11 protein-coding genes are annotated in these 13,567 nt (G+C 73.8%); 5 read left to right on the top strand and 6 right to left on the bottom strand.

Translation table 11 applies throughout. From position 1 onward, the window contains the following. Nucleotides 1-6: 6 nt before the first annotated feature. The 3 genes from CLV37_RS22865 to CLV37_RS22855 are packed head-to-tail and all read left to right on the top strand — an operon-like array spanning nucleotide 7 to nucleotide 3,454. Nucleotides 7-1,233 carry an LLM class flavin-dependent oxidoreductase gene (locus CLV37_RS22865; protein WP_106214832.1) on the top strand — a complete coding sequence of 409 codons (1,227 nt, stop codon included), beginning with the start codon at nucleotides 7-9 and terminating at the stop codon, nucleotides 1,231-1,233. Continuing rightward, nucleotides 1,230-2,165 (top strand): LLM class flavin-dependent oxidoreductase, encoded by a 936-nt coding sequence (locus CLV37_RS27840; protein WP_106214830.1) that lies wholly within the window; start codon nucleotides 1,230-1,232, stop codon nucleotides 2,163-2,165. Before CLV37_RS22865 ends, CLV37_RS27840 begins: the two co-directional genes overlap by 4 nt. Next, nucleotides 2,165-3,454, top strand: coding sequence for an NtaA/DmoA family FMN-dependent monooxygenase (locus CLV37_RS22855; RefSeq protein ID WP_211298867.1), 1,290 nt, complete (start codon nucleotides 2,165-2,167; stop codon nucleotides 3,452-3,454). The genes CLV37_RS27840 and CLV37_RS22855 overlap by 1 nt, the downstream gene beginning before the upstream one ends. 4 nt (nucleotides 3,455-3,458) lie before the next feature. Here the strand turns inward: CLV37_RS22855 and CLV37_RS22850 are convergent, their stop codons facing one another. Continuing rightward, nucleotides 3,459-4,301 carry a GntR family transcriptional regulator gene (locus tag CLV37_RS22850; protein WP_146149550.1) on the bottom strand — a complete coding sequence of 281 codons (843 nt, stop codon included), beginning with the start codon at nucleotides 4,299-4,301 and terminating at the stop codon, nucleotides 3,459-3,461. Between the two features lie 125 nt (nucleotides 4,302-4,426). Here CLV37_RS22850 and CLV37_RS22845 point away from each other — a divergent pair, with 125 nt between their 5' ends. Together CLV37_RS22845 and CLV37_RS22840 are read left to right on the top strand one after the other, a co-directional pair. Beyond that, nucleotides 4,427-5,305, top strand: coding sequence for an ATP-binding cassette domain-containing protein (locus CLV37_RS22845; protein ID WP_106214826.1), 879 nt, complete (start codon nucleotides 4,427-4,429; stop codon nucleotides 5,303-5,305). Between the two features lie 131 nt (nucleotides 5,306-5,436). Then, nucleotides 5,437-5,997: a CvpA family protein gene (locus CLV37_RS22840; protein WP_170127452.1), complete on the top strand. Its 561-nt coding sequence runs from the start codon at nucleotides 5,437-5,439 to the stop codon at nucleotides 5,995-5,997. A gap of 31 nt (nucleotides 5,998-6,028) precedes the next feature. On the opposite strand, the gene CLV37_RS22835 is transcribed toward CLV37_RS22840, so the two are convergent. From CLV37_RS22835 to CLV37_RS22810, 5 genes are all read right to left on the bottom strand, one after another. Next, nucleotides 6,029-7,495, bottom strand: coding sequence for an NAD-dependent succinate-semialdehyde dehydrogenase (locus CLV37_RS22835; RefSeq protein WP_106214885.1), 1,467 nt, complete (start codon nucleotides 7,493-7,495; stop codon nucleotides 6,029-6,031). A gap of 50 nt (nucleotides 7,496-7,545) precedes the next feature. Beyond that, complete coding sequence (locus tag CLV37_RS22830) at nucleotides 7,546-9,222, bottom strand: thiamine pyrophosphate-dependent enzyme (RefSeq protein ID WP_342762305.1); 1,677 nt, start codon at nucleotides 9,220-9,222, stop codon at nucleotides 7,546-7,548. A gap of 868 nt (nucleotides 9,223-10,090) precedes the next feature. Then, on the bottom strand, nucleotides 10,091-10,537 hold the full coding sequence (locus tag CLV37_RS22820; protein WP_106214818.1) for a universal stress protein: 447 nt from the start codon (nucleotides 10,535-10,537) through the stop codon (nucleotides 10,091-10,093). Nucleotides 10,538-10,541: 4 nt separating this feature from the next. Then, entirely contained in the window at nucleotides 10,542-10,988 is a 447-nt protein-coding gene (locus tag CLV37_RS22815) for a MarR family winged helix-turn-helix transcriptional regulator (RefSeq protein ID WP_170127451.1), read from the bottom strand. A gap of 8 nt (nucleotides 10,989-10,996) precedes the next feature. Further along, entirely contained in the window at nucleotides 10,997-13,327 is a 2,331-nt protein-coding gene (locus CLV37_RS22810) for an MFS transporter (protein WP_483868413.1), read from the bottom strand. Nucleotides 13,328-13,567: the final 240 nt, after the last annotated feature.

The raw sequence follows: 13,567 nt of genomic DNA, 5'->3' as shown, positions 1-13,567 counted from the left end.
ACCCCTGTGCCCCGACCCTTCACCGTCGGCTGGTTCACCAGCTACCTCGTCCCCGACTGGACCGGCCCGTGGGCCGGTGACGCCGGCCGCGAGTGGATCGACGGCACGTTCGCGATCGAGACCGTCCGCGAACTCGAACGTGCCGGCGTCGACCTCGTCATGCTCGAGGACATCAGCTACCTCGCTGACATCGTCGGCGGCACGTTCGAGGCGGAGCTGCGGACGAACTCGCGCGCCCCGAAGTCCGACCCGCTGCCGCTGGTCGCCCGGCTCGCGGCCGAGACCTCGACGATCGGGCTCATCGCCACGGCGTCGAGCACCTTCTACCCTCCGGAGCTGCTCGCCCGGAAGTACGCCACGCTGGACCACCTCTCCGGTGGCCGGGCCGGCTGGAACGTCGTGACGTCGACGGGGGACCGGGCCGCGCAGAACTTCGGCATGGACGTCCTGCCGCCGCACGCGGAGCGCTACGCCCGGGCGCAGGAGTACCTCGAGACGGTCCACGCCCTGTGGGGTTCGTCGACCCCGCCGGTCGGGGACCGCCCGGTGATCTGCCAGGCCGGGGCCTCGCCGGCGGGCACCGCGCTCGCCGGCCGCTTCGCCGACGTCGTCGTCGCCGCCCCGCACGGGGTGGCGGCGATGCGCGCCTACCGCGAGCGGGTGCGGGCCGCGGCCGTCGCCGCGGGACGCTCCGCCGACGACGTGCAGGTGCTGTTCATGGTGACCCCGCTCCTGGCCGAGACCGACGACCTCGCGCAGCAGTACGCCGAGCGGTTCTACGCCCCGACCGACGCCGCGCTGTGGCGGCGGATCGTGCAGCTGTCCGGGGACATCGACTACTCCGCCTTCGACCTCGACGCCCCCCTGCCGGAGTCCACGAGCACCGAAGGCAGCCGCAGCATCCTGGACAACCTGCGGGCCATGGCCGCCGGACGGACCCTGCGGGAGGTGCTCAGCACGCAGCGCACCGAGTCGGTGCGCCTCGTCGGGACGGCTGCCACCGTGGCCGACCGGATGGGCGAGGTCCTCGACGAGGTCGGCGGCGACGGGTTCCTGCTGTTCGGCGGCGGCGGCGGGGTCCTGACCCGCCGCTACGTGCGCGAGGTCTGCGACGGGCTGATGCCCGAACTGCGCCGTCGCGGGCTGGCCGGGGATCCGGGCCCCGTCCGGGGCCTGCGCGAACGGCTGAGCCGGCGGCGCAGCGACGCCGACGTCCTGGAGGTCGCGCCGTGACCCGCATGACCCGCTGGCGCTGGGGCGCCGTGACGACCTTCCCCCGCTGGGCCGCAGACGGCGACGTGCCCGTGGAACTGCTGCGCCGCCTCGGCCGGGCGGGGGCCGGCCTCGTCCTCGTCGACCCGGCGGGGGACGGCCCGCAGCTGGAGGGGACGGCCCTCGCCGGGTTCGCCTCCGCCGTCCCCGCGGCCCCGGCGGTCCTGGCCGGGGTGCGCAGCGCCGAGGTCCCGCCCTACCTGCTGGCCCGGGAGCTGGTGACCCTGGACCACCTGACCCACGGCCGGTCGGGGTGGTGGTGCATCGACGTCACCGAGCACCCCGGGCGCGCCGACGAGCACCTCGACGTCGTCGCCCGGTTGTGCGCCTCGTGGGAACCCGACGCCGTCGTCCAGGACCGGGTGAGCGGCGCCTACGCCGACCACCGCAAGGTCCACCCGATCGAGCACACCGGGACGCACTACGCGGTGCGGGGGCCGCTGAACACCGTGCCCCCCCGCGCGCGGCCCGTCGTCGTCCTCGACGGCAGCGCACCGGCGGTCGTCGACGTCGCGGCCCGGCGGGCCGACGTCCTCGTCCTCGACACCGGACGCGACACCGGGCCCGGTGGGCCGGCCGGCTCGCGCGACGAGCACGCCGACGCGGTCGCCCGGTTGCGCGCCGGACTCGTGGCGGCCGGCCGCGACGTCTCGGCCTGCGCCGTCCTGGTCCGGCTGCCGGCGGACACCCCCGCCGCCGACGTCGTCGCAGCCGTCCGCGACCGCGGCGCGGACGGGTTCCTGCTCGACGTGCCCCTCGTCGCGGGTCCGGCCCTGGACCGCACGCTCACCGCCATCACCGCCGGCCTGGTCCCCGACCTCGTCCGCGACGGGCTCCTCGCGCCCGTCCGGGCTCCCGGCCCCACTCTGCGAGAACTCCTGGAGGAGAACTGATGCACCTCGGATGGTTCGCGACGACCGGTTTCGGCGTCTACGGCTGGAACCAGCCGTGGTCCGGCAACCAGCCCCAGGACCTCGGCAAGCCCGGGTTGTTCGTCGACATGGCGACGACCCTGGAGCGGGCCGGTTTCGACTACATCATGCTCGAGGACTCCTCGGTCCTGCCCGACGTCTTCCGGGGGACCTTCGAGAGCTCGGTGAAGCGGGGGGTGCAGGTACGGTTCGACCCGTTGCCGCTCGTCCCGCTCATGGCCGCGGCGACCCGGCACATCGGGATCGTCGCCACCGTCGCGACGAGCTTCTACCCGCCCTTCCTGGCCGCCCGGCTCTTCCAGACCCTGGACCACGTCACGGGCGGGCGGGTCGGGATGAACCTGGTGACGGCCTCCGCCGACGGCGCGGCGCAGAACTACGGGATGGACAAGCACATCCAGCACGACCTGCGCTACGAGATGGCCGACGAGTGGGTCGAGGTGTGCCGCAAGCTCTGGGCGTCGTGGGAACCCGACGCGCTCGTCCTCGACCCCGAGTCCGGCGTGTTCGCCGACCACACGAAGATCCACACAGTCGACCACGTGGGCGAGCACTACCGCTCCCGCGGGCCGCTGAACCTGCCGATGGGTCCTCAGGGTGGGCCTGTGCTCTGCCAGGCCGGGGCCTCGCCCGCCGGACGCGCGTTCGGTGCCCGGCACGCGGACACCATCATCGCGGCCCAGACCGGGATCGAGGCCATGCGCGACTACAAGCTCGACATCACCAAGCGCCTGGTGGACAACGGCCGCGGCGCCGACGACGCCAAGGTGCTGTTCCTGGTGAACCCGATCCTCGGTGACACCGACGACGAGGCCCTCGCCAAGCGGGACCGGTTGCGCGAGACCCAGCGCGCGAACGTCGACGGGGTGCTCGCGGCCATGTCCTACTTCACCAGCACCGACTTCTCGCAGTTCGACGTCGACGCGCCGCTGCCGGACCTGTCGGGCAACAACGGCCACCAGGGGACCGTGGCGGACATGGTCCGCAGCGGCAAGACGCTGCGGGAGATCGTGACCAACCACCGGACCACCGAGTCGGTGGAGCTGTGCGGGACCCCGGACACCGTCGCGGAGCGGATGGGGGAGATCATGGAGGAGGTCGGCGGCGACGGGTTCCTCATCGCCGCGCCCGTCACGCGCAAGAACCTCACCGAGATCGGCGACGGCCTGGCGCCGGCCCTGCGCCGGCGCGGTCTGCTGCGCACGGAGTACCCGCACCGCACGTTCCGCGAAAACCTGCTGTCGGCCTGAGGTGCTACGTCAGCGGCAGGTCCAGGTCGGTGAAACCGGCGGTGCCGGCGACGCTCGGGCCGCTGTGGTCCCCGCCGAAGATCGCGACGCGGTCGCCCCGGAAGTGGGTGAAGCTCAGTTCCCGCGGGGTGCCGTCGGTCTGCCGGGTCATGAGCTCGCGCAGCAGGACCGGGGAACCCTCGGGGATCCCGAGCAGGCCCGCGGCGCGCTCCTCGCAGGACACCGCCTCCACCACGGAACTGCTGCTGCCGTAGGGGACGTCGAAGAGGCTCTCGAAGACCTCCGCGATCGGCGGGTAGCGCACGTGGTTCGCCTCGATGCGCCGGAGGAACTCCTCCACGCTCAGGTCGGTCACGTTGTAGCCCACCCGCAGGTAGAGCGGCGACCCGCCGACGAACCCGACCTGCTCGAGCAGCAGGACGGACGTCGCGTCCGTGCCCAGCCCCCGCCGGACGGGCGGGGGGACGGGGATGCGACGGCACTCCAGGGTGCTGACGCGCAACCGTCCCTCGTCGGCCGCCCCCTCGTAGGCGCGCGGACCGACCTCGCCGTCCCGGACCGCGACGATGTCGTGCAGGACGCTGGTCCCGGCCCGGCGCTGACGGACCACGACCCCGTCGTCGGCGAGCATCTGCAGGGCCCGGCGCACGGCGTTGCGGCTCGCGCCGAGGTGCCGGACGAGGTCGGCCTCGCCCAGCGCCCCGTCCTGGGGCACGGTCCCGTCGCGGATCATCGACCGGATCAGTTCGTAGACGCGCGTCGGCGACGTCTGCACCTCCTCGGCACGAGCCCGCCGGGCACGCTCGAACTCCAGCCGGCGAGCGTCCTGGGGATTTTCTGTGGGCACCGGTCACCGCTCCTTCGAACTCTTCCGCAAACCCCTCCCGCAGCACACAATAGGCACCGAGCACCGGGGCGTGGACCCGGCTCCGCGCGCCATCCGCAGACAGCCCGTCAAGAAGAGGTGGTCCCGTGAGCCCCGTCGTCCCCCAGCAGAGTTCCGCGCACCCGCTGCTGCGCGTGCGTGGTCTGGACGTGCGCTATCGCAGCGGCGACGGCGCGGACCACCTGGCCGTCGCCGGCGCGTCGTTCGACCTGCAAGCCGGTCAGCGGATGGCCCTGGTCGGTCAGTCGGGTTCCGGCAAGACGACGCTCGCGCTGGCCGTGACCGGACTGCTCACCTCCACGGGCACGACGGACGTGCGGATCAGCGCGGACCAGCTCACGTTCGAGGGCCGTCCCGTCGTCTCCCGCGGCCGCGGTGCGATCCCGCTGCGCACCCCCGGCATCGCCGTGGTGTTCCAGGACGCCATGAACGCGCTCGACCCCGTGCGGCCCGTCGGCAAGCAGCTCGCAGCGGTCCTCGCGGGGGCCGGCACCACCGGGCGCGCCGCCCGGGACGCGGCCGGCCACTGGCTCGAGAGGGTCGGGCTGCGTGACGTGACGCGCGTGCTGCGGTCCCGTCCGGACGAGCTGTCCGGGGGCATGCGCCAGCGGGTCATGATCGCCATCGCCCTGGCCGGTGGCCCGCGGCTGCTGGTGGCCGACGAGCCGACCAGCGCGCTCGACGCGTCGCTGGCCCGCGGCGCCATGGAACTGCTCACCGAACTCACCCGGTCCGAAGGTGTCGCCCTGCTCGTCATCAGCCACGACATCCTGCTCTGCCTCGAGCACACCGACGTCGTGGGTGTCATGTACGACGGCGAGATCGTGGAGTTCGGCGACTCGGCCCGGCTGGCCGAGCACGCCGAGCACCCCTACACCCGTGCCCTCGTCGAGTGCGTCCCCACGCTGGCGGACCGCACCCGGCAGTGGCTCCCGACCCTCGCGGACGTCATGTCGACGTCCTGAGGTTCGGGAGAGGGGTGGTTCCGTGGTCGTGACGTGGGGATCCGGTGCCTGCTGCGGGAGAACCTGAACCGTCCCTGAAGTTCGCGCCCTGCGCCTTCTCCCCGGGTCCTGGACGTGCCTACGGTCACGCCGTGGACATCTCCTCCCTCACCCCGCACCTGCCCGGCGGCCTGCGCCCCGCCGGTCTCCTCGTCCTGGCGCTGGCCGTCCTCGTCGTCGTCCTGGCCGCCCGCTCCGGCTGGCGCCGCGGGGCCTCGCGCCCCGTCCTGGCCCTGCTCGGCCTCGCCGCCGGGGCGGTGACCGGTCTCACCGTCGCCGGCCGCGTCGAGGACCGGTGGCCGCAGACGGGCTGGGACGCGCTGGCCCTGACCGCCGGGACGGTCGTCGTGCTCGCCGTCGTCGGCGCCGGTCTGGGCGGCGCCCTCGGGTCGGCGCTGTCCCGGGCCCTGGGCGCGGTGCACCTGCGCGTGGTCGACCGCGCCGCCGGGGCCGTGCTGCGCGGCGGCCTCGCGGTGCTCGTGCTGGCCCTCGTGCTGCCCCTCCTGCCGGGGAACCCCGCCGGTGGGCTGACCGGACCCGGCGGGTTCGGCGGGGCGGGCCTGGACCGCGCCCGCCAGGTCGTCGCCCAGGCGGCCGACGAGATCGTCGGGCGCGGGGCCGGGCGCCTCGCCGACGCCGCACCCACCCGCTGAGGAACCCGGGCCCGCCCGGTGCCGCCGGGGGTCAGCCGATGCCGACGTACTTGGTCTCCAGGTACTCCTCGATGCCCTCGAACCCGCCCTCGCGGCCGTAGCCGCTGGCCTTGGTGCCGCCGAAGGGTGCGGCGGCGTTGGAGACGACACCCGCGTTGAGCCCGACCATGCCGGTCTGGAGGTTCTCGGCCACGCGCAGACCCCGGTCGAGGTCCTGCGTGAAGGCGTAGGCGATGAGGCCGTGCTCGGTGGAGTTCGCCAGCGTCAGGGCCTCGTCCTCGGTGTCGAACGTGACGACGGGGGCGACGGGCCCGAAGGTCTCCTCGGTGAGCAACCGAGAGTCGGCGGACAGGTCGGTGACGAGGGTCGGGGCGTAGAAGTAGCCGTGCTCGCCCACCGCTGAGCCGCCGGTGAGCACCGTGGCGCCGGCCCGGACGGCCTCGTCGACGCGGGCGGCGACGTCGGCGCGGGCGGCGGCGTCGATGAGCGGGCCGACCTGGGTGCCCGGGTCCACGCCGTCACCGACGACGAGGTTCCCGAGCCGTTCGGCGAACCGCTCGGTGAACTCGGCGGCGACACCGCGCTGGACGTAGAACCGGTTCGCGGCGGTGCACGCCTCGCCGGTGTTGCGCATCTTGGCGGCGACGGCGCCGTCGACGGCCTTGTCCAGGTCGGCGTCGTCGAAGACGAGGAACGGGGCGTTGCCTCCGAGTTCCATCGAGACGCGCAGGACCTGCTCGGCCGAGGCGGCGATGAGGCGCTTGCCGACCTCGGTGGAGCCGGTGAAGGTGAGCTTGCGCAGGCGCGGGTCGGCCAGCAGCGGCGCGGTGACCTGGCCGGTGGTGGAGGTGGTGAGGACGTTCAGGACGCCGTCGGGCAGGCCCGCCTCGGCCATGAGCTCGGCGAACGTCAGCATCGTCAGCGGGGTGGCCGTGGCGGGTTTGACGACCATGGTGCAGCCGGCGGCGACGGCGGGGGCGACCTTGCGGGTCGCCATGGCCAGCGGGAAGTTCCACGGCGTGATCATCAACGTCGGGCCGACGGGGGCCTTCGTCGTCAGCAGGCGGCTGCCGCCCACCGGGTTCGGCGCGTAGCGGCCGTGGATGCGGGGAGCCTCCTCGGAGAACCAGCGCAGGAACTCCGCGCCGTACGCGACCTCGCCGCGGGCCTCGGCCAGCGGTTTGCCCATCTCCAGGGTCATGAGCAGGGCGAACTCGTCGGCGCGGGCGGTCAGCAGGTCGAACGCGCGGCGCAGGACCTCGGCGCGGACGCGGGTGGGGGTCCGGGCCCAGGAGGCCTGGGCGGCGACGGCGGCGTCGAGGGCGTCGCGGCCGTCGGTGACGTCGGCGTCGGCGACGGTGGTGAGGACCTCACCGGTCGCGGGGTTCTCCACCTCGATGCGCTGCTCGCGGCGGGCCTGGCGCCAGCGGCCGCCGATGAAGAGGCCGTCGGGGACGGTCTGGACCACGTGCTGGGCCGGGGACGGTGCGGGGGTCAGGGCGGAGGTGGTGCTCACGTGAGGTGTTCTCCTGCGCTGGTGGGGGCGGTTCAGTACGCGCGGGTGCGCTGCTCGACGACGAGGTGGACGAGGGCGAAGATGCGGTCGGAGTCGATCGCCCGCAGGGCGGCCTCGAGCGCGGCGGGGACGTCCTCGTCGCGTTCGGCGCGGACGCCGAAACCGCCGAAGGCCCGCGCCATGAGGGCGAAGTCGGGGTTCTTCAGCTGGGTCCCGCTGACGCGGCCGGGGTAGTGGCGTTCCTGGTGGGTGCGGATCGTGCCGTACTCGGCGTTGTCGACGACGACGACGAGCGGGGTCGCCCCGTACTGCGCGGCGGTGGCCAGTTCCTGACCGTTCATGAGGAACTCCCCGTCGCCGGCGACGGTGACGACGCGGCGGCCCGGGTAGGACAGGGAGGCGGCGACGGCCGAGGGGATCGAGTACCCCATCGAGCCGTTGCGGGCGCTGAGCATCGAGGCGAACCCGTGGGTCGGGAAGTACCGGTGCGCCCAGTTCGTGTGCTCACCGGCGCCGAACGTGACGATCGCGTCACGCGGCAGGCCGGGGACGAGGTTGGCCATGAACGTGTCCATGCGTGCGGGCCCGGGCGTCGGGGTGGCCGGGGGCAGGGCCGCGAACTGCACCTGCTCGGCGCGCATGCGCTCGGTCCAGGCGACCCACTCGGGCCGGACCGGCAGGTCGATGCCGGCGAGGTCGCGCACGAACACGTCGGGTTTGGCGACGATCTGGTACGAGACGGCGCCGCTGCGCCCGCGCAGCGACGGGTCCATCGTCACGAGGAAGTTCTTGCGCGACCAGTCCTGGCGCACGACGAACCCGTCGGTGAGGGTGTCACCCGGGACGGTCCCGACGAAGACCAGCAGGTCGGTCTCCTCGAGCAGGTCGTAGGTGGGTTTGGGCCGGCCGTAGCCGATCGGGCCGACGTAGCTGGGGGAGTCGAACGGTACCGTCCCCTCGGTGCGCCACTCGGCCGCCGCGGGGATGCGGTGCCTCTCCAGCCAGGCGGTGAGCTGCTGCGCCGCGGCGGGGGTCCAGTCGTTGCCGCCCGTCACGAACAGGGGTTTGGCGGCACCGGCCAGGGCCTGCGTCAGCGCGTCGACGTCGCGGGCGGTCATCCCGCCGGTGGCGACCGGGATCGGCGGGTGCGTGGGCGTGTGCACCTCGTGCCGCAGGACGTCCTCGGGCAGTCCGACGACGACGGGCCCGGGACGGCCGCTGCTGGCGGCGAACATGGCCTCGGCGACGATCTCGGACGCGCGTTCGGCGTTGTCGAGCACCATGACGCGCTTGGCCCCGGTGTCGAACCACGCCTTGACGTCGAACTCCTGGAACGCCTCCCGGTCCCGGTGGTCGAAGGGGATGAGCCCGACGAACAGCACCATCGGGGTCGAGTCCTGCCACGCGGTGTGCAGACCCACGTGGGCGTTGGCCGCGCCCGGTCCGCGCGTCACCATGGCGATGCCCGGCCGCCGGTGCATCTTCCCGTCGGCCTCGGCCATGTAGGCCGCGCCGCCCTCGTGGCGCGTCACGACCGTCTCGATGCCGGAGTCGTGCAGCCCGTCGAGGACGTCGAGGTAGCTCTCGCCCGGGACGACGTAGGCGCGTTCGACACCGTGCGCCGCAAGGGCTTCGACGATGACGTGGCCCGCGGTGCGGGGCGCGGGGCGGGTGGGGGAGGAGGTCAGCGGTGAGGTCGGTGCCGCCAGGAGTTCGGTCACGGTCAGCGACGCTAGTGACCTCCGGCCCCAGCGGTCGGCTGTCGCGGGCGAATGTTCCCCGGGACTTGCTGAGACGTGAAGATCGGAGGTTCTTCACCCTGTTCGTACGGCGAAGGCGCAGAACGATCCGGCACCGCGGGGGTCGCTGCCGGGGGTTGCGCGGACGAGGAGACCTGCTGTTCACTGCGGGGCACCGATCGGAGCGCAGGGGAGGTGCAGGGATGGGCGTCGACACGCACCGCGTCCTGCGCCGCGTCGCCCCGGGCCGGGGACGAGTAACCCCGCGTGGTTGACCTCCCGCACCGCAGGCGCCGACCGCACGACGGTGGCGCCCCGACCTCGTGACGACGACCGTCGCGAGGGCGGACTCAGGGGGGCGACCACGCGCCGCCGCGTACCCCGCCCCTGCGCACGAGACGAGTCCCGCCATGCCCACGAGAACGCCCACGACCACGCCGCCCACCGCACGCCCGGCGCTCGACGAGCACCGCCGCTCGGCGCGTCACCACCTCGACCTGCCCTGTGACGACGGCGGTGAACTGGCCCACCACCTGGTGGCCAGGTACCTGGGAGCCCTCGCGGACCTCGTGCCGGACCTCGCCGAGGACGGCGGGGGTCCGCCCCTCGACCCCCACGCCCTGCTGGCCGGCCTCGGGGAGGTGTTCGCTGCCGTCGCCGACCGCCACCGGCTCACCGCCGACGACCCCGCGCTGCGCTCTCTCGCCCGTCTCCTGCTGGACGCCGGGGAAGCTGTCGCGGAACCCGCCGGGGAACCCGCCGCGGGGGGCCGGGCTGACCGCCGCGGCCTAGGGGTCGGCGGCCTGCCGCCGCGAACTCCGGGACGGTCCGCCGGGCCTCAGGGCACGACGGTGACGGGACAGCGGGCGTTGCGGCACAACCGCGTCGCCACCGAACCGGCGACCCGGTGGCCCAGGCTGCGGGAGGCTCCGACGACGAGCGCGTCGGCCCGGACCTCCTCGGCCACCGCCGCCAGGACACCCGCGGGGTCCCCGGCCCGCACCACGAGGTAGACCGCGACGCCGAGCTCGCCCTCGATGAGCCGCAGCCGGCCGGTGAGTTCGGCGGCGATCTCCTCGAGATCGGCCCGGGCGGCCAGGGCCACCACCCCGCTGCGGTCGGTGACGGTCGCCAGGCCGGGGAGCACGGTGCGGGCGTGGACGGCCAGCACCGTGCTGCGCTGGCGGCGAGCCTGCCCCGCCGCCCACGCGAGCGCGTTCAGCGAGGCGGGCGAGCCGTCGACCCCGACCACGACGGTGCCCGGTCCGTCACCCTCGGCGGGCACGTCCTCACCAGTCCTGCCGGAGCCGGTGCAGGAGCCTGGTCAGCGTCTCCACCTCGCCGGGGGCCCAGTTCCCCAGCGAGCGCCGCCACCGGCCGAGGAGTTCCTCGCGGTACCCCTCGAACTTGTCCCGGGCCTGCTCGGTCAGGTCCACGAGCCGGGCCCGGGCGTCGGTCGGGTCGGGGAAGCGGCGGACGAGGTCCAGCTTCTCGGTCGCGTTGAGCTGCCGGCTCACGGTCGAGGGGTCCAGGTGCAGCCGGTCGGCGAGGTCGGTGGGCCGCAGCGGCCCGTTCTGGCCGAGCTCGCCGAGCAGCGGCAGCGCCGTCGGGTCCAGGTGCGGGTGCAGGAGCTGGCTGAACTCCCGCGCCCGCACCTTCCGCAACTGCCACAGAGCGGCGAACTCCGCCTCCAGGCCGGCCAGGAGGGGGGTCGGGGTGTCCTCGTGCGTCGCCACGCCGGACATCATCGGACGGCTCCCTGGGGGAGCGCCGCACCCAGCGCGACGTCCACACGGGTCTCGACGTCGTCCTCGACCTCGGCGGTGCGGGCCACGGGGGAGTACCCGGCCGCGGTCACGGTGTAGTCCCCGCCGGGCAGGTCGTCGAAGCGGTAGCGGCCGTCCGCGGGCGTGGTGGTGCTGGCCACGACCTGCCCGGTCCCGTCCAGGACCGTCACGAGCGCCTCGGGGACGGGACGCCCGTCGGCCGCCGCGACGACGGTGCCGACGAGCCGGCCACCGCCGGCCACCTGCAGGTCGACCGCGAGGACCCCGGCGTCGGGCACGTCGAGGGCGCGGGCCTGCGGGCGGTGCCCGGGCAGCTGCGCGGTCAGGACGTAGGCGCCGCCCATCAGGTCCCCGAAGGAGTACGTGCCGTCGGTGTCGCTGTGCGCGGTGCCGACGACCTCGCCGGTGACGTCGGTGAGGGTCACGAGGGCGTCCGTGACGGTCTGGGCCGGTTCGCCGGCCAGGACCCGGCCGGTGATGGCCGAGCGCCCGGCCAGGACGACGTCGTGCACGGTGGCCCGGTCGGCGACGGGGACCAGCGTGGCCGACGGCGCGGTGTGCGGGGCGGCGACGATGACGAGGTAGGTCCCGCCGGTGGGGGCGGCGACGGTGTAGCGGCCCGTGGCGTCGGTGCGGGTGCGCGAGACCTGGCGGCCCGCGGCGTCGGTGAGGGTGACGACGGCGTCGGCCAGGCCGGTCCCGCCGTGCCGGCGCACCGTCCCGGTCACGCCGAGGGCCACGACCGTCTGCACCCGGTCGTCCACCGCGACGGGTTCGGCCGGGCTCTGCGCGGCCTCGGCCGTCCCGGCGCCGCGCAGCGCGACCTCCTTGAAGAAGAAGCTGACCAGGAGGGCGAGGAGCGCGAACGGCGCGGCGACGAGGAACACGTCGGCGACGGAGGAACCGTAGGCGGCCTGGACGATCCCGCGCACGGGTTCGGGGATGGCCTTGAGGTTCGGGACGCCGGAACCGCCGAGCGCGGAACCCGCGGAGATCCCGGCGCTGCGCAGCCCGTCGGTGAGGTGGTCGGTGACGCGGTGGGCGAGGACGGCGCCGAGGGCCGAGACCCCGATGGCCCCGCCGAGGCTGCGGGCGAAGGCGACGAACGAGCTGGCCGACCCGAGGTCCTGCGGGGCGACGACGTTCTGCACGGCCAGGACGAGGTTCTGCATCATCATGCCCACGCCCAGGCCGATGAGGGCCATCCAGGCGGCGGTGACCCAGTAGTTCGTGTCCCACTCCACGGTGCCCATCAGGCCCAGGCCGGCGGTGAGCAGGATGCCACCGGTGAGGATCCAGCCCTTCCAGCGGCCGGTGCGGGTGATGAACTGCCCCGCGACGGTGGAGGCCACGAACAGGCCCAGGATCATCGGCAGGGTGCGCAGGCCCGACGCGGTGGGGCTGGCGCCGCGGGCGAGCTGGAAGTACTGCGAGAGGAAGACGGTGCCGCCGAACATCGCGACGCCGACGAACAGGCTGGCGACGGCCGACAGGACGACGGTCGGGTTGCGGAAGAACCGCAGCGGGATGATCGGTTCCGCCGCGCGGGACTCGACGAGGACGGTCAGGGCGAGCAGGACGATCCCGCCGCCGACCATCGCGGCGGTCTGCCACGAACCCCAGTCGAACTGCTGACCGGCCAGGGAGACCCACACGAGCAGGCTCGCGACCCCCGCGGCGAGCAGGGTGGCGCCGAGGTAGTCGATGCGGACGTGGTCCTTGCGGACGGTGGTCAGGTGCAGGGTCTTCTGCAGGACGACGATCGCGAGCAGCGCGAAGGGGACGCCGACGTAGAAGCACCAGTGCCAGGACAGGTGCTCGGTGAGGGCCCCGCCGATGAGCGGGCCGCTGACGGTGCCGAGGGCGAACACCGCGCCGAGGTAGCCGGAGTACCGGCCGCGCTCGCGGGGCGCGATCATCGACGCCATGATCACCTGCGCGAGCGCGGTGAGGCCGCCGGCGCCCAGGCCCTGGACGGCGCGCATGGCGATGAGCATCCCCATGCTCTGGCTGAGCCCGGCGACGGCCGAGGCGACCACGAAGATCCCCAGGGCGAGCTGGATGAGCAGCTTCTTGGAGAACAGGTCCGACAGCTTGCCCCAGATCGGGGTGGAGATCGTCGTGGCCAGCAGGGTGGCGGTGACGACCCAGGTGTAGCCGGACTCGCTGCCGTGCAGGTCGGCCACGATCGTCGGCAGGGCGTTCGAGACGACCGTCGAGGACAGGATCGCGACGAACATGCCGATCAGCAGGCCCGAGAGGGCCTCCATGATCTGGCGGTGCGACATGGGTTCGTCGGCGGGGCGGTGGGCCCCGGGGTGCGTGGTGGGGGTGGTGCTGCTCATGCGTCGATCTCCCGCGAAGCTTGAGACCTTCAATGTTGAGGGTCTCAATCATCGTAGGACAGGTGGTTGCCGCATGCAACCGAAAGGGGTCGGGTCACCCGATCGGCAGTGCCAGCGCCGGGCTCACCGAATCGGCACGTTGTCCGGCGCTGGGCGCCGGCTCCATCCCCGGTCCCGTTCATC

Source organism: Kineococcus rhizosphaerae (genome assembly GCF_003002055.1).
In the GTDB taxonomy this organism is placed as follows: Bacteria; Actinomycetota; Actinomycetes; order Actinomycetales; family Kineococcaceae; genus Kineococcus; species Kineococcus rhizosphaerae.
Note: the sequence above shows the minus strand (reverse complement) of the source record. Positions and strands in the feature narration are given on the sequence as shown.